This window comes from Variovorax sp. FW301-JW7, from assembly GCF_058788795.1.
Window position 1 is genome coordinate 265,692 of sequence record NZ_JBYTBC010000001.1, and the last position, 13,620, is coordinate 279,311.

General features: G+C 67.8%; 15 protein-coding genes. 8 read left to right on the top strand and 7 right to left on the bottom strand.

Annotated features, from left to right (window positions below; genetic code table 11):
* Nucleotides 1-45 precede the first annotated feature (45 nt).
* Nucleotides 46-1,224, top strand: a complete 1,179-nt coding sequence (locus tag AC3WQM_RS01030; RefSeq protein ID WP_095745805.1) for an acetyl-CoA C-acetyltransferase — start codon at nt 46-48, stop codon at nt 1,222-1,224.
* Nucleotides 1,225-1,331: 107 nt separating this feature from the next.
* Here the strand turns inward: AC3WQM_RS01030 and AC3WQM_RS01035 are convergent, their stop codons facing one another.
* The 3 genes from AC3WQM_RS01035 to AC3WQM_RS01045 form a co-directional block, all read right to left on the bottom strand.
* The gene (locus tag AC3WQM_RS01035; protein ID WP_492676572.1) at nt 1,332-1,517 is read right to left on the bottom strand and encodes a hypothetical protein; all 186 of its coding nucleotides are present in this window, start codon (nt 1,515-1,517) and stop codon (nt 1,332-1,334) included.
* A gap of 36 nt (nt 1,518-1,553) precedes the next feature.
* The gene (locus AC3WQM_RS01040) at nt 1,554-1,982 is read right to left on the bottom strand and encodes a hypothetical protein (RefSeq protein ID WP_492676573.1); all 429 of its coding nucleotides are present in this window, start codon (nt 1,980-1,982) and stop codon (nt 1,554-1,556) included.
* Nucleotides 1,983-2,577: 595 nt separating this feature from the next.
* Nucleotides 2,578-3,489 (bottom strand): LysR family transcriptional regulator, encoded by a 912-nt coding sequence (locus AC3WQM_RS01045; protein ID WP_492676574.1) that lies wholly within the window; start codon nt 3,487-3,489, stop codon nt 2,578-2,580.
* Nucleotides 3,490-3,581: 92 nt separating this feature from the next.
* Here AC3WQM_RS01045 and AC3WQM_RS01050 point away from each other — a divergent pair, with 92 nt between their 5' ends.
* Genes AC3WQM_RS01050 through AC3WQM_RS01070 form a run of 5 tightly spaced genes read left to right on the top strand, consistent with a single transcriptional unit; the run spans nt 3,582 to nt 8,646 of the window.
* A complete protein-coding gene (locus AC3WQM_RS01050) occupies nt 3,582-4,592 on the top strand; it encodes a Bug family tripartite tricarboxylate transporter substrate binding protein (RefSeq protein WP_487849376.1) in 1,011 nt (336 codons plus the stop codon).
* 35 nt (nt 4,593-4,627) lie between these two features.
* Nucleotides 4,628-5,518: an HTD2 family dehydratase gene (locus tag AC3WQM_RS01055; RefSeq protein ID WP_492676576.1), complete on the top strand. Its 891-nt coding sequence runs from the start codon at nt 4,628-4,630 to the stop codon at nt 5,516-5,518.
* Between the two features lie 24 nt (nt 5,519-5,542).
* Nucleotides 5,543-6,724: a CaiB/BaiF CoA transferase family protein gene (locus AC3WQM_RS01060; protein ID WP_492676577.1), complete on the top strand. Its 1,182-nt coding sequence runs from the start codon at nt 5,543-5,545 to the stop codon at nt 6,722-6,724.
* Nucleotides 6,721-7,611 (top strand): HpcH/HpaI aldolase/citrate lyase family protein, encoded by an 891-nt coding sequence (locus AC3WQM_RS01065; protein ID WP_492676578.1) that lies wholly within the window; start codon nt 6,721-6,723, stop codon nt 7,609-7,611. Before AC3WQM_RS01060 ends, AC3WQM_RS01065 begins: the two co-directional genes overlap by 4 nt.
* 30 nt (nt 7,612-7,641) lie before the next feature.
* Entirely contained in the window at nt 7,642-8,646 is a 1,005-nt protein-coding gene (locus AC3WQM_RS01070) for a tripartite tricarboxylate transporter substrate binding protein BugD (protein ID WP_139703091.1), read from the top strand.
* A 49-nt stretch (nt 8,647-8,695) separates the two neighbouring features.
* Here AC3WQM_RS01070 and AC3WQM_RS01075 read toward each other — a convergent pair whose 3' ends face one another.
* The 3 genes from AC3WQM_RS01075 to AC3WQM_RS01085 all read right to left on the bottom strand — a co-directional run bounded on the left by AC3WQM_RS01075 (nt 8,696) and on the right by AC3WQM_RS01085 (nt 10,359).
* On the bottom strand, nt 8,696-9,118 hold the full coding sequence (locus AC3WQM_RS01075; RefSeq protein WP_492676579.1) for a GNAT family N-acetyltransferase: 423 nt from the start codon (nt 9,116-9,118) through the stop codon (nt 8,696-8,698).
* On the bottom strand, nt 9,115-9,639 hold the full coding sequence (locus tag AC3WQM_RS01080) for a CinA family protein (RefSeq protein WP_492676581.1): 525 nt from the start codon (nt 9,637-9,639) through the stop codon (nt 9,115-9,117). Before AC3WQM_RS01080 ends, AC3WQM_RS01075 begins: the two co-directional genes overlap by 4 nt.
* Before the next feature lie 72 nt (nt 9,640-9,711).
* Complete coding sequence (locus AC3WQM_RS01085; protein ID WP_492676582.1) at nt 9,712-10,359, bottom strand: DJ-1/PfpI family protein; 648 nt, start codon at nt 10,357-10,359, stop codon at nt 9,712-9,714.
* Nucleotides 10,360-10,576: 217 nt separating this feature from the next.
* Between AC3WQM_RS01085 and phbB the strand changes: the two genes are divergently transcribed.
* Both phbB and AC3WQM_RS01095 read left to right on the top strand, forming a co-directional pair.
* The gene (phbB, locus tag AC3WQM_RS01090; RefSeq protein WP_489058512.1) at nt 10,577-11,314 is read left to right on the top strand and encodes an acetoacetyl-CoA reductase; all 738 of its coding nucleotides are present in this window, start codon (nt 10,577-10,579) and stop codon (nt 11,312-11,314) included.
* 157 nt (nt 11,315-11,471) lie between these two features.
* Nucleotides 11,472-12,815 (top strand): dicarboxylate/amino acid:cation symporter, encoded by a 1,344-nt coding sequence (locus AC3WQM_RS01095; protein WP_492676583.1) that lies wholly within the window; start codon nt 11,472-11,474, stop codon nt 12,813-12,815.
* A gap of 73 nt (nt 12,816-12,888) precedes the next feature.
* Here the strand turns inward: AC3WQM_RS01095 and AC3WQM_RS01100 are convergent, their stop codons facing one another.
* Nucleotides 12,889-13,497 carry a tetratricopeptide repeat protein gene (locus AC3WQM_RS01100; protein WP_492676584.1) on the bottom strand — a complete coding sequence of 203 codons (609 nt, stop codon included), beginning with the start codon at nt 13,495-13,497 and terminating at the stop codon, nt 12,889-12,891.
* Between the last annotated feature and the right edge of the window lie 123 nt (nt 13,498-13,620).

Below are 13,620 nucleotides of genomic sequence, written 5' to 3' on the forward strand. Positions count from 1 at the left end.
GCAAGATCGCAACCGATTTCAAATCACCTCAACGGAGAGAACCTCATGGAAGACATCGTCATCGTTTCGGCTGCGCGTACGGCGGTCGGCAAATTCGGCGGCTCGCTCGCCGGCATTCCCGCCACCGAGCTGGGCGCCCTCGTGATCAAGGAAGTGATCGCGCGCGCCAACCTCACGGCCGACCAGGTGGGCGAGGCCATCATGGGCCAGGTGCTCGCGGCCGGCGCCGGCCAGAACCCCGCGCGCCAAGCCTGGCTCAAGGGCGGCGGCACCAAGGAAACGCCGGCGCTCACCATCAACGCCGTGTGCGGCTCGGGCCTGAAGGCCGTGATGCTGGCGGCGCAGGCCGTGGCCACGGGCGACAGCGAAATCGTGATTGCCGGCGGCCAGGAAAACATGAGCATGGCGCCGCACGTGCTGCCCAACTCGCGCAACGGCCAGCGCATGGGTGACTGGAAGCTGGTCGACACCATGATCGTCGACGGCCTGTGGGACGTGTACAACCAGTACCACATGGGCATCACGGCCGAGAACGTGGCCAAGAAGTACAACATCGACCGCGCCTCGCAGGACGAACTGGCCCTGGCCAGCCAGACCAAGGCCGCCGCCGCGCAGGACGCCGGCAAGTTCAAGGACGAAATCGTCGGCGTGAGCATTCCGCAGAAGAAGGGCGACCCGCTCGTCTTCAACCAGGACGAGTTCATCAACCGCAAGACCAACGCCGAAGTGCTGGCCGGCCTGCGTCCCGCCTTCGACAAGGCCGGCGGCGTGACCGCGGGCAATGCCTCGGGCCTGAACGACGGCGCCGCCGCCGTGATGGTCATGACGGCCAAGAAGGCCGCCGCCCTGGGCCTGAAGCCGCTGGGCCGCATTGCCAGCTACGCCACCGCCGGCCTGGACCCGACCATCATGGGCATGGGCCCCGTGCCGGCGTCGCAGAAGGCGCTGCAGCGCGCCGGCTGGAAGGCCGCCGACCTCGACCTGCTCGAGATCAACGAAGCCTTCGCCGCACAGGCCTGCGCCGTGAACCGCGAAATGGGCTGGGACGTGAACAAGGTGAACGTGAACGGCGGCGCCATCGCCATCGGCCACCCCATCGGCGCGTCGGGCTGCCGCATCCTGGTGACGCTGCTGCACGAAATGCAGCGCCAGAACGCCAAGAAGGGCATCGCCTCGCTGTGCATCGGCGGCGGCATGGGCGTGGCGCTGACGATCGAGCGCTGAGCCTGATCACCGGGTGAACCGGTACGGGGGAGGGGAGGCAGGGGCTCGCAAGGGCTGATGCCTCCCCTCCCTTTTTTGTGTCCGCCGTGCGCGAGACTTGCTGCTGATTACTTCGGCCGGTCCGAGTCCACGAGGTCCCAGGCCAGGCCCGCGAGCCAGCCGATGCCCACCAGCCACGCGCCGGCGTGCACCGTGTCGATGTCGGCGGGTGCCAGCCAGTGAACCAGCAAGGCAATCAGCAGCCCGACGACGGCGCCGAGGCAGGACCAGGGGAAGCTGAGGGCTTCGAGCATGGTTTCTCTGCTGCGAATGTCTTTGCCTCGCAGGCGTCAATCGAGTGCAGCGCCATCGAGCAAACGCGTGGCGTCGGCCAGATAGGAATGGAAGAACGTTTCGAGCGTGCTTGCCACCAGGCGCGGCTCTGATCCATCGAAGCGATCTTCCAGCACCGAGCTGGTGCCGTCCGGGTTCGCCTTCAGCCTGTAGCACCAGCAGCAGATGAGGTAGTCCGAGAAGAGCACGCCGTGAGAGGAGGGTTCGGAGTTTTCGGCCTTGATTTCCTCGAGTGGCCAAAGGCGCCACAACGCCTTGTCCATCTCGCGCATGCCGCCCAGCGAGGTGTAGAGAGCGATGACGTCTGCTGTTGCAGTCGATCCCAAGCTTTCGAAAGTTTCGAGAATCTGTGCTTTCGGTGCCGGCGGCACGAGCGTCAGTTTCTCTGCTTTCCAGCGGTCGATGAGTTCGCCAACACCTTGCATTTGTGCTCTCCGCATCCGAACGGTTGCTCGTGCCCGACTGTAGCGGCCGTCGCCCAAGCCATGCCTTGAAGCCGGCAGTTCGCGCCTTGCCGATCAAATTTGCGGGCGATGAGAACCTTTGGATTCATTCGAACGCCTGCGGCCCTCGCCATCCGCCACGGGCCGCCGCTCTTGTTCACCGCTCAAAAATTGAGCAATGTGTGGAATCCCTTTGTAAAACAACAACTTGCATTCGTTTTACAAAGCTCCACCCCAGTTACCCCCAAAGTTGCCCACAGAAAGTGGGGATTGAAGCGGACTTCTTCACAACCGGCGGCAAGTCGTTGGTTTCAAAGGGCGGCCTAGCACAGGCAACCCCCTGTTTTTTCGCTTGACTTTCCTGTTTTCGAGCCATTTTTGGACCCATCGGCCGCCAGACTTGTGCACTGCAAAAATTTTAAGCAGACTAACTATTCCCCTTATAAAACAACGACTTGCAATCGCTTTACAACGCTGCCCCTGACTTACCCCCAAAGTTGTGCACAGAAAATGGGGAAGACATCGGGTTTCTCACAAGCCGCCTGCAAGTGCCTGTTTTTGGCCGAAAAACGGGCCGTCAGACGATTTCGGTCTGCGCCTCGGCGTAGTGCTTGCACAAGGTCTCGACCAGCGCCTGGGCGTAGACGGGCAGCGCGGCGCGGTCGCGCACGAGCAGGTAGCGCTCGCGCACGCACCAGGGGTCGCTGAGCTCGACCAGCGCGAGCCGCATGCTCTCCTGGTTGCGCCGCGCCGCGGACTCGGGCACGACGCCGATGCCCACGCCGCTGCCGATCATCCGGCACATGGCGTCGAAGCTGCCCAGCTGGATGCGCAGCTTCTGGCGCTTGCCCAGGTGGTCGGTGATCTGCCCCAGGAAGGCCTGCAGCGTGCTGCCCTGCTGCATGCCGATGGCGTCTTCGTCGAGCGTCTCGGCGAACGAGATGCGGCGGCGCCGCGCAAAGCGGTGCTGGCGCGCCGTGACGAGCACCAGCCGGTCGGTGCTGAAGTGGATGGTGTCCAGGCCCAGCGTGTCCATCTGGCCCGCGACGATGCCGATGTCGGCGCGCCCGTCGCGCACGCCGCGCGGGATCTGAGCATTCGGTTTTTCCTGAAGGTCGACGTTGATGCGCGGGTTGGCGGCCAGGAAGCCGGGCAGGATCTCGGGCAGGAAATCGGTCACCGCCGTGGTGTTGGCGAACACGCGCAGGTGGCCGCGCAGGCCGCCGCCGTACTCGAGCAGGTCGGCGCGCAGCTGGTCGGCCTGGTGCAGCACCAGCCGGGCGTGGTGCAGGAAGGCTTCGCCCGGCGGCAGCAGGCGCACGCCGCGGGCCTCGCGCTGCAGCAGTTGCAGGCCGGCCTGGGTCTCGAGCGCCTTGATGCGCGCGCTGGCCGCGGCCAGCGACAGGTGCTGGCGCTCGGCCGCCCGCGTGAGGTTGCCGAGTTCGGCCGTGGCCACGAACAGGCGCAGGTCGGTGAGGTCGAAAAGCATGGGGCGATGGTAGTCAAGCCTTCGGAATTTCAGAAGCCTGGCTTCCGAAATCGCAGATTGCGCCGGCGGGGCGGGCAGAAGACCATGCGGCCATGGAGACACACGACACCACCCCCGCCTTGCGGCTTCGCGCCAAGGCGCTGATCGCCTTCGGCCTCGCCGCCACCACCTTGCTGGCCACCAGCGCCGCCACCGCCCAGACCTATCCCTCGCGCCCCATCACGCTCGTCGTGCCGCAGGCCGCGGGCGGCACCAACGACATCGTCGGCCGCCTCGTCGGCCAGAAGCTCGGCGAGGTGCTGAACAACGCCAGCGTGGTGGTCGACAACCGCCCTGGCGCGGGCGGCAACATCGGCACGCAGCTGGTCGCCAAGGGCCCGAAGGACGGCTACACGCTGCTCATGACGATCAGCAGCAGCCAGGCCATCAACCCCGCGCTGTACAAGAACCCGGGATTCGACCCCGAGAAAGACTTCAAGCCCGTCGGCCTGATCGGCGCCGTGCCCAACGTGCTGCTGGTGAACCCGTCGTTCCCCGCGAAGAACTTCGCCGAATTCCTGAAGCTGGCGCGCGAGAAGGGCGCCAACTACCAGTACGCCTCGGCCGGCAACGGCACGCTCAACCACCTGCTGGGCGAAATGCTCAACAGCATGGGCGGCATCTCGATGCAGCACGTGCCGTACAAGGGCGTGGCGCCCGCGCTCAACGACGTGCTGGGCGGGCAACTGCCGATCGTGTTCGCGAGCCTGCCTTCGGCGCTGGCGCACATCAAGGCCGGCAAGCTGCGCGCGCTGGCCGTGAGCGGCGAAAAACGCTCGCCCGTGCTGCCCGACGTGCCCGCCATCGCCGAGCAAGTGCCGGGCTACAACGGCACGCTGTGGATCGGCCTGTTCGCCCCCGCGGGCGTGCCCGCCGACGTGCTCGCCACCCTGCAGGACGCGACGCGCAAGGCGCTCGCGGCCAAGGACCTGCGCGACAAGCTCGACCAGCAGGGCGTCGAGATCGCCGCGCCCACCTCGCCCGAGCAGTTCTCGGCGCTGCTGCATGCCGACCTCGCCAAGTGGGCGCGCATCGTCAAGGCCTCGGGCGCCGCGGTCGACTGACCTCGCCACTCATCCTTCTTCCCGACACACACGACATGACTTCTCCCCTGATCGACGCCGAAGCCCTCGCGCACCTGCAGGCCTGGGAGGGCCGCACCGAAACGCTGCGCGACGACCTCACGGCCGCGCCCGTGCGCGGCCTGTCCGCCACGCTCGACCGCGACGACCCGCTGCCCGAGGCGGGCACGCGCTTGCCTGCGCTGTGGCACTGGCTCTACTTCCTGCCGCACCACCGCCAGTCGGAGATCGGCGAAGACGGCCACGCGAAGCGCGGCGGCTTCCTGCCGCCCGTGCCGCTGCCGCGCCGCATGTGGGCCGGCGGCCGGCTGACCTGGGAACCGGGCAATCCGCTGCTGGTGGGCGATGCGGTCGAGCGCACGTCGACCATCGCCTCGGTCACGCACAAGGCCGGTCGCACGGGCGAGCTGGTGTTCGTGCTGGTGCGCCACGAGGTGCGCAACGCGCGCGGGCTCGCGCTGACCGAAGAGCACGACATCGTTTACCGCGCCGCCGCCGCACCCGGCGAGGCCACGCCGCCGCCCACGCCCGCACCGAAGGACGCCACCTTCAGCCGCGACCTCGTGCCCGACGACGTGCTGCTGTTCCGCTACTCGGCGCTGACCTTCAACGGCCACCGCATCCACTACGACCGCCGCTACGTGACGCAGGTCGAGGGCTACCCGGGCCTCATCGTGCACGGCCCGCTGATCGCGACGCTGCTGGTCGACCTGCTGCGCCGCAACGCGCCGGCCGATGCGCAGCTCGCGCGCTTCGAGTTCCGCGCCGTGCGCCCGACCTTCGACATCGCGCCGTTCCGCGTGCACGGCAAGCCCGCCGAAGGCAGCACCGACGGCAAGACCTTCAGCCTGTGGGGCGAAGACGCCGACGGCTGGCTCACGATGCAGGCCACGGCCGTGCTCGCCTGACGCAAGGAAAGAAAGAAGAAGCCCATGACCAGACCCCTGGACGGCATCACCGTCATCTCGCTCGAACACGCCATCGCGGCGCCGTTCTGCACCCGCCAGCTGGCTGACCTCGGCGCGCGCGTCATCAAGGTCGAGCGCCCCGGCGGCGGCGACTTTGCGCGTGCCTACGACGAGCGCGTGAACGGCGAGGCCTCGCACTTCGTGTGGGTCAACCGTTCGAAGGAAAGCCTCACGCTCGACCTGAAGCAGCCCGCCGCGCTCGCCGTGCTGCAGGAGCTGGTGGCCGGCGCCGACGTGCTGGTGCAGAACCTCGCGCCCGGCGCCGCCGCGCGCATGGGCCTGGGCGCGCAGGTGCTGCAGGAGAAGCACCCCGCGCTCATCGTCTGCGACATCTCGGGCTACGGCGAAGACGGGCCGTACCGCGACAAGAAGGCCTATGACCTGCTCATCCAGAGCGAGGCCGGTTTCCTCTCGGTGACGGGCACGCCCGACGACCCGTGCAAGTCGGGCAACTCCATCGCCGACATCGCGGCGGGCATGTATGCCTACACCGGCATCCTGGCGGCGCTGCTCCAGCGCGGCAAGACGGGCAAGGGCTCGCACATCGACGTGTCGATGCTCGAATCGCTCGCCGAGTGGATGAGCTACCCGATGTACTACGCCTACGACGGCGCACCGCCGCCGCCGCGCAGCGCCGCTTCGCACGCCACCATCTACCCCTACGGCCCGTTCCCCGCGGGCGACGGTGGCACCGTGATGCTGGGCCTGCAGAACGAGCGCGAGTGGCGTGCCTTCTGCGACAAGGTGCTGCTGCGCCCCGAGCTCGCGAGCGACCCGCGCTTCGACAGCAACGCGCGGCGCAACGAACACCGCGAGGCACTGCGCACGCTCATCGTCGACACCTTCGGCGCGCTCAGCGCGGCGCAGGTGCTCGAACGGCTGGACACGGCGCAGATCGCCAATGCGCGCATGAACGACATGGCCGGGCTGTGGGCGCACCCGCAGCTGCAGGCGCGCGAGCGCTGGCGCCAGGTGGGTTCGCCGGCCGGCGACATTCCGGCGCTGCTGCCAGCAGGTCGCCAGAGCGCGTTCGACTACCGCATGGACCCGGTGCCGGCGGTCGGCCAGCACACCGACGCCATCCTGCGCAGCCTGGGCCGCGGCGACGACGCGATCGCAGCGCTGCGCGCGGCCGGCGCGGTATGAGCGAGCCCGCGAACGCCGCGCTCGCCCTGGCGCGCGCCTTTCTCTTCGTGCCGGCCGACCGGCCCGAGCGCCATGCGCGGGCATTGGCCACGGGCGCGGGCGGCGTGATCATCGACCTCGAAGATGCCGTGGCGCCCGCGCGCAAGGCCGAGTCGCGCGATGCGCTCGGTGCCTCGCTCGCAGCGTTGCCCGCCGAAGGGCGAGGGCGGCTGCTGGTGCGCGTGAACGCCAGCGGCACGCCGTGGCATGGCGACGACTGCGCGCGCGCGGCGGGCTGGATCGCCGACGGCCTGATCGCCGGCATCGTCCTGCCCAAGGCCGAGCAGGCCGACGAGTTGCATCGGCTCGCCGCGACCGTCGGACCGAAGGCCGTGCTGGTGCCGCTCATCGAATCGGCCGCGGGGCTCGCGGCGCTCGATGCCATCGCGGGTGCGCCGCAGGTGCTGCGGCTGGCCTTCGGCCACCTCGATTTCCAGGCCGACCTCGGCATGGCCTGCGATGCCGACGAGGCCGAGTTGCTGCCCGTGCGCCTCGCGCTCGTGCTGGCCTCGCGCCGCGCCGGGCTGGCCACGCCCATCGACGGTGTGTCGCCCGACTGGCGCGACGCGCAGCGGCTCGCCGCCGACACCGCGCGCGCCCGGCGCGGCGGCTTCGGCGCCAAGCTGTGCATCCATCCCGAGCAGGTCGCACCCGTGCAGGCCGCGCTCGGGCCCACGGCCGACGAGGTGGCCTGGGCGCACCGCGTCACCGAGGCCGTGCGCGCGGCCGGCGGCGGCGTCGTGAGCCTCGACGGCCGCATGGTCGACGGGCCGGTGGTGCGGCTGGCCGAGCGCTGGCTGGCGCTGGCCGGGCCCCACGGCCCGGGCGATTCATCCGTGACGCACTGATCCACAGACAAACCACAAGGAGACAAAGAAGTGAACGCAACGAAGACCTGGAAACTGAAAGCCCTCATCGCGGCCTCGGCGGGCGCCTGCCTGCTCGCCGCCGCATCGCCCGCCGCCGCGCAGGCCGCGTGGCCCGACAAGCCCATCGTGATGGTCGTGCCGTACTCGGCCGGCGGCCCCACCGACGTGGTGGCGCGCATGCTCGCCGTGCCCATGGGCAAGTCGCTGGGGCAGACCGTGGTGGTCGAGAACACCGTGGGCGCGGGCGGCACCATCGCGCCGACCCGCGTGGCCAAGGCCGCGCCCAACGGCTACACCATCCTCATCCACCACATGGGCATGGCCACCGCGCCCGCGCTGTACAAGAAGCTCAACTACGACCCGCTGAAAGACTTCGAGTACGTCGGCCAGGTCATGGACGTGCCGATGACCCTGCTGTCGCGCAAGGACTTCCCGGCCAACAACTTCAAGGAGCTGCTGGCCTACGTGAAGGCCAACAAGGAGAAGGTCTCGCTCGCCAACGCCGGCATCGGCGCCGTCTCGCAGCTGTGCGGCATGCTCTTCGCGCACCAGATCGGCGTGCAGCTCACGACCGTGCCCTACAAGGGCGCAGGCCCGGCGCTCAATGACCTCATGGGCGGGCAGGTCGACCTGCTGTGCGACCAGACCACGCAGACCGCGCCCGTCATCAAGGACGGCCAGCGCGTGAAGGTGTTCGGCGTGACCACGCCCAAGCGCCTGTCGAGCATGCCCGACATTCCCACGCTCGACGAGCAGGGCCTCAAGGGCTTCGACGTGAAGGTGTGGCACGGCGTGTACGCGCCCAAGGGCACGCCGCCGGCCGTGATCGAGAAGCTCAACGTGGCCCTGCGCGCCGCGCTGCAGGACGACAACGTGAAGAAGCGCTTCGCCGAGCTGAGCACCGAGGCCGTGCCGATGGACAAGGTCACGCCCGAGGCGCTGCGCAGCCACCTGGCGGCGGAGATCGAGAAGTGGGGGAAGGTGATCCGGGCTGCGGGCGTGCAGGCGGATTGAGAGCGACAGCTTGAGAGGTTCGGGGTCGGGGGCCGCAATGCCCCGGGGCTCAGAGCTTCTTCTTCATGTAGGCGAGGTAGTTGCCGCGCGCGTAGTTGTCGATGCGGGCGAACTCTTCGTAGCCTTGCTTCAGGTAGAAGCCTCGCGCCTGCCACTCGAAGGTTTCGAGTGCGGCATTCCCGGCACCCAGCGCCTTGCCGCGCGCTTCCGCCTCCGCGAGCAGGCGACGGCCCAGGCCGGTGCCCCGGGCTTCCTCCTCGACGAACAGCACGTCGATGCGCAGCCATTCGAGGAACACGAAGCCGCGCAGCCCGCCCATCAGGCGGCCCTGCGCATCCTTCGCGTTCAGCCACACGGGTTGCGTCTCGGGGTACTCGCCGACGAAGCCGTAGTTGAACTCGCGCAACCGGGGGCCCAGGACGCCGGAGCGGACCTCTTCTTCGGAGGCGGTCGAAATCACTGTTTCGGTCATGCGTCGCCGTTCGCCAGCAAGGTCTCCTCGAACAACTTCAGCAACAGCCGCGCGAACACATCCATGTTCCACGGCCGATCGATCGCGCCGGTTTCGATCGTGCGGCTGACCACGAGGCCGTCCGCACCGGTCACGGCGATGCAGACATGCCCGGGCGCATCGCCGTACGGGCTGCCTGACGGCCCCGCCGCGCCGCTCTCGCAGAGGCCCCACTTCGAGCGGTGGGCATCGCGGATGCGGCCCGACATGAAGCGCGCATAGGGCTCGGTCTCGCCGCGCATGTCGCCCATGTCCTCGGGCGTGAGGCCGAGCAGGGCCTTGCCGGCGCGCCGCGAGTAGATGACCGCGCCGCCCAGGAAATAGGCCGAGGCGCCCGGCACCGCGAGCAGGGCGGCCGAGACCAGGCCGCCGGCCGACGATTCGGCGACCGCCACCGTCTGGCGCCGCTCGCGCAGCGTCGCCCCCACGCGGGCGGCGAGCACGGCAAGCGGTTCGAGGTCGGTGAGGTCGGGCGTGGACATGGAGGTCTAAAGAAGTAAGAAAGAAGAAATGACCGACCGTTCGATCGATCAAGCAAACAAACGAAAGAACGATCAGGCCGTGCCCGCGCGCGAGCCCGGTCGCCGCACATACGACGGCGCGCGCTCATGGCTCGAGGTGTGGCCGTACACCGTGTCGGCCGGGTAGTACTCGGCCTGCAGCTGCACCTTGGCCGCGGCCTCCTCGCCGGCGGCATGCGCGATGAAGGCGAGCATCAGGTCGGTGCCGGCCGACACGCCGGCCGAGGTCCAGACATGGCCGTCCTGCACGAAGCGCTGCTCGACCACCTTCACATCGCCGAGCGCGCGCAGGCGGTCGAGCGATCCCCAGTGCGTGGTGGCCGTGCGACCCGAGAGCAGGCCGGCCGCATGCAGCACGAAGGCTCCGGTGCACACGGACAGCAGCGCCTTGCAACCGGGCGCCTGGGCGGCCAGAAACTGCACCATCGCGGGGTTGTCGACCTCGCGCCGCGTGCCCATGCCGCCGGGCACGAGCAGAAAGTCGAGCGGCGGGCAGTCGGCAAACGACACATGCGGGTTGATCGACAGCCCCTTGGCGCAGACGACAGGGCCATGCGTTTGCGCCACGACCAGGCAGTTGGCGGGGCCGCCGGCCAGCTTGCTCCACATGGTGAGCATTTCCCACGGACCGATGAAATCGAGCTCCTCGACCTCGGGGAAGACGATGATTCCGAAATTCATGCGTGCGAACTCCTGGGTGGCTGGATGGGAGGGGGGCCGGCAGGGACCCTGTCACGGTCGCGCAGCCGCAAGCATATAGAGTGCCGCCGAGGTGATGTCCGTGACAGCTGGTTGCAAGCTTGGCTCAGTGTTCTCCCTCAGGGTTGTGTGGCCTGAAAATGGCTAGAGTGAAGGCGGCCGTTCAGGCTTTTTGCTAGCTTCAAATCAAGGAAATCTCATGAGCAAGAAAGTTGCATATGTCACCGGGGGCATGGGTGGCATCGGAACAGCCATCTGCCAGCGTCTGCACAAGGACGGGTTCACCGTGGTCGCAGGTTGCGGCCCGACACGCGACCATGCCAAATGGCTGGCCGAACAGAAAGCCGAAGGCTTCGAGTTCCATGCGTCGGTGGGCAATGTCGGCGACTGGCAATCCACCGTCGAGGCTTTTTCCGCCGCCAAGGCGGCCCACGGCGCGATTGACGTGCTCGTCAACAACGCAGGCATCACGCGGGACCGCATGTTCCTCAAGATGACGCCGGAAGACTGGAGCGCGGTGATCGAAACCAACCTCAACAGCATGTTCAACGTCACCAAGCAGGTGGTGGGCGACATGGTGGAAAAGGGCTGGGGCCGCATCATCAACATCAGCTCGGTCAACGGCGCCAAGGGCCAGGCCGGCCAGACCAACTACTCGGCAGCCAAGGCCGGCATGCACGGCTTCACGATGGCGCTGGCGCAGGAGCTGGCCAACAAGGGCGTCACGGTGAACACCGTGAGCCCGGGCTACATCGGCACCGACATGGTCAAGGCCATCCGCCAGGAAGTGCTCGACAAGATCGTGGCCACCATTCCGGTCAAGCGCCTGGGCGAGCCGAGCGAAATCGCTTCCATCATCTCGTGGCTCGCCACCGATGAAGGCGGCTACAGCACCGGGGCCGACTTCTCGGTCAACGGCGGCCTCCACATGCACTGAGCATGCGCGCCACACCCTGAAAACAAAAACCCGCTTCGGCGGGTTTTTTCATTTGGGCCGGCGCCACGGACACAGAACGCACGACATCACCCATCGAAAGCAACCGCGACACGAACCCTTTTCTTTTCGTTTCCCCTCATCCTTTCAGGAGGCAGTCATGGCACATACAACAAGCACAGTACCCAGGAAGCTCCCCCTCTACCGTTCCCTTTACGTGCAGGTGATCACCGCGGTGATCATCGGCGTGCTCCTGGGGTACTTCTACCCCTCGCTCGGGGAGTCGATGAAACCGCTGGGCGACGGCTTCATCAAGCTCATCAAGATGATCATCGCGCCGATCATCTTCTGCACGGTGGTGGTCGGCATCGCCGGCATGGAAGACATGAAGAAGGTCGGCAAGACCGGCGGGCTGGCGCTCCTCTATTTCGAGGTCGTGAGCAGCATCGCGCTGGTGGTCGGCCTCGTGCTGGTGAACGTGCTCAAGCCCGGCGCGGGCATGAACATCGATGCGTCCACGCTCGACACCAAGGCCATCGCGGCCTACACCGGCCCCGGCAAGATGACCGGCACGGTCGACTTCCTGCTCAACGTGATTCCCAGCACGATCGTCGATGCCTTCGCCAAGGGCGAGATCCTGCAGGTGCTGCTGATCGCGGTGCTGTTCGGCTTTGCGCTGCACCGTTTCGGGGGGCGCGGCACGCTGGTGTTCGACGTGATCGAGAAGGGCTCGCACGTGCTGTTCGTGATCGTCAACTACATCATGAAGCTCGCGCCCATCGGCGCCTTCGGTGCGATGGCCTTCACCATCGGCAAGTACGGCCTGGGCAGCCTGCTGTCGCTGGGCAAGCTCATGGGCACCTTCTACCTGACCTGCCTGCTGTTCATCTTCGTGGTGCTGGGGCTCATTGCGCGCTTCCACGGCTTCAGCATCTGGAAGTTCATCAAGTACATCAAGGAAGAGCTGCTGATCGTGCTGGGCACGTCCTCCAGCGAATCGGTGCTGCCGCGCATGATGGAGAAGATGGAGAACCTGGGCGCCCACAAGACCTGCGTGGGGCTGGTGATTCCCACGGGCTACTCGTTCAACCTCGACGGCACCTCGATCTACCTGACGATGGCGGCGGTGTTCATTGCGCAGGCCACCAACACGCCCATGACGCTCACGCAGGAGATCACGCTGCTGGCCGTGCTGCTGCTCACGTCGAAGGGCGCGGCGGGCGTCACGGGCAGCGGCTTCATCGTGCTGGCGGCCACGCTGTCGGCGGTGGGGCATGTGCCGGTGGCGGGGCTGGCGCTCATCCTGGGCATCGACCGCTTCATGTCGGAAGCCCGCGCGCTCACCAACCTGATCGGCAACGGCGTGGCCACCATCGTGGTCGCCAAGTGGACGAATGAACTCGACGAGGAGCGGCTGCAGGCCGGGCTCAACAACGAGAGCTGGGTCGAGTCGCAGGAGCCCGAGGAACTGGTGAACGCGCGCGAATCGAAGATGGCGCCGTAGCCGTAGCCGGAGCAGGGCGCCGGCCCGCGCGTTTGGGTGCGGTGAGGCGCGTTTCGGTGCGCTTCAGTGCGCGTCAATGCACCAGGGCCACCGCGAGCAGCGGCTGCGCCCTGGCGTCGAGCTCGCGTTCGTACAGCGGGGCGGCCTTGGCATAGGCACCCTGGGCGCCCTGGGCGCGATGGGCCGCGGCCAGGTTCTGCCGGCTGACCAGCACGGCGGGTGCGTCGGGGCGCCGCTGCTTCTCGTGGATCGCCAGGGCACGTTCGTACAGCGCAATGGCCTGGTCGAAGGCCTCGCGGCGGTAGTGCAGGCCGGCCAGCGCGCTCAGCGTGAACGCCACCCGCGGGCTGTCCGGCCCGGCGGTCTTTTCCTGGATGGCGAGCGCGGCCGTGTACGACTGCGCGGCCCGCGTCAGTTGCCCCTGCCGCTGGTGGACATGGGCCAGCAGCACGAGGCTGAGGGCCGTGTCGGCGGACTCGGCCCCGCCCGTGCGTTGCGCCGTCCGCAGCACCTGCTGCGCCAGCTCGAGCGTGCCGACGTCGTAGCAGTTGGCGTTGATGCGTTGCACGAGTTGCTGGCGGAGCGCGCGCCATTCGGGGTTGCCGTCCTGCGCGTACAGCGCGCCGAACTGCGAGGCCGCCAGGACGACGCCGGCGGCAAGCCATGCCTTCGCGAATTTCATGGGGCCGAATCTAGTGCTCCGGCCTGAAACCCGAATACCTCGTTCATGGGAGTCCGCGCCCGCGGGGGACGGAACCCCGGGGCGCGGACGGCGCGCGGACGGTGCAAGCGCCCGAAGGCGCCC

Excerpts from the sequence above, each read along its gene's own strand:
- AC3WQM_RS01030 (WP_095745805.1), top strand. The coding sequence starts at position 46 with ATGGAAGACATCGTCATCGTTTCGGCTGCGCGTACGGCGGTCGGCAAA.
- AC3WQM_RS01035 (WP_492676572.1), bottom strand. The coding sequence starts at position 1,517 with ATGCTCGAAGCCCTCAGCTTCCCCTGGTCCTGCCTCGGCGCCGTCGTC.
- AC3WQM_RS01040 (WP_492676573.1), bottom strand. The coding sequence starts at position 1,982 with ATGCAAGGTGTTGGCGAACTCATCGACCGCTGGAAAGCAGAGAAACTG.
- AC3WQM_RS01045 (WP_492676574.1), bottom strand. The coding sequence starts at position 3,489 with ATGCTTTTCGACCTCACCGACCTGCGCCTGTTCGTGGCCACGGCCGAA.
- AC3WQM_RS01050 (WP_487849376.1), top strand. The coding sequence starts at position 3,582 with ATGGAGACACACGACACCACCCCCGCCTTGCGGCTTCGCGCCAAGGCG.
- AC3WQM_RS01055 (WP_492676576.1), top strand. The coding sequence starts at position 4,628 with ATGACTTCTCCCCTGATCGACGCCGAAGCCCTCGCGCACCTGCAGGCC.
- AC3WQM_RS01060 (WP_492676577.1), top strand. The coding sequence starts at position 5,543 with ATGACCAGACCCCTGGACGGCATCACCGTCATCTCGCTCGAACACGCC.
- AC3WQM_RS01065 (WP_492676578.1), top strand. The coding sequence starts at position 6,721 with ATGAGCGAGCCCGCGAACGCCGCGCTCGCCCTGGCGCGCGCCTTTCTC.
- AC3WQM_RS01075 (WP_492676579.1), bottom strand. The coding sequence starts at position 9,118 with ATGACCGAAACAGTGATTTCGACCGCCTCCGAAGAAGAGGTCCGCTCC.
- AC3WQM_RS01080 (WP_492676581.1), bottom strand. The coding sequence starts at position 9,639 with ATGTCCACGCCCGACCTCACCGACCTCGAACCGCTTGCCGTGCTCGCC.
- AC3WQM_RS01085 (WP_492676582.1), bottom strand. The coding sequence starts at position 10,359 with ATGAATTTCGGAATCATCGTCTTCCCCGAGGTCGAGGAGCTCGATTTC.
- phbB (WP_489058512.1), top strand. The coding sequence starts at position 10,577 with ATGAGCAAGAAAGTTGCATATGTCACCGGGGGCATGGGTGGCATCGGA.
- AC3WQM_RS01095 (WP_492676583.1), top strand. The coding sequence starts at position 11,472 with ATGGCACATACAACAAGCACAGTACCCAGGAAGCTCCCCCTCTACCGT.
- AC3WQM_RS01100 (WP_492676584.1), bottom strand. The coding sequence starts at position 13,497 with ATGAAATTCGCGAAGGCATGGCTTGCCGCCGGCGTCGTCCTGGCGGCC.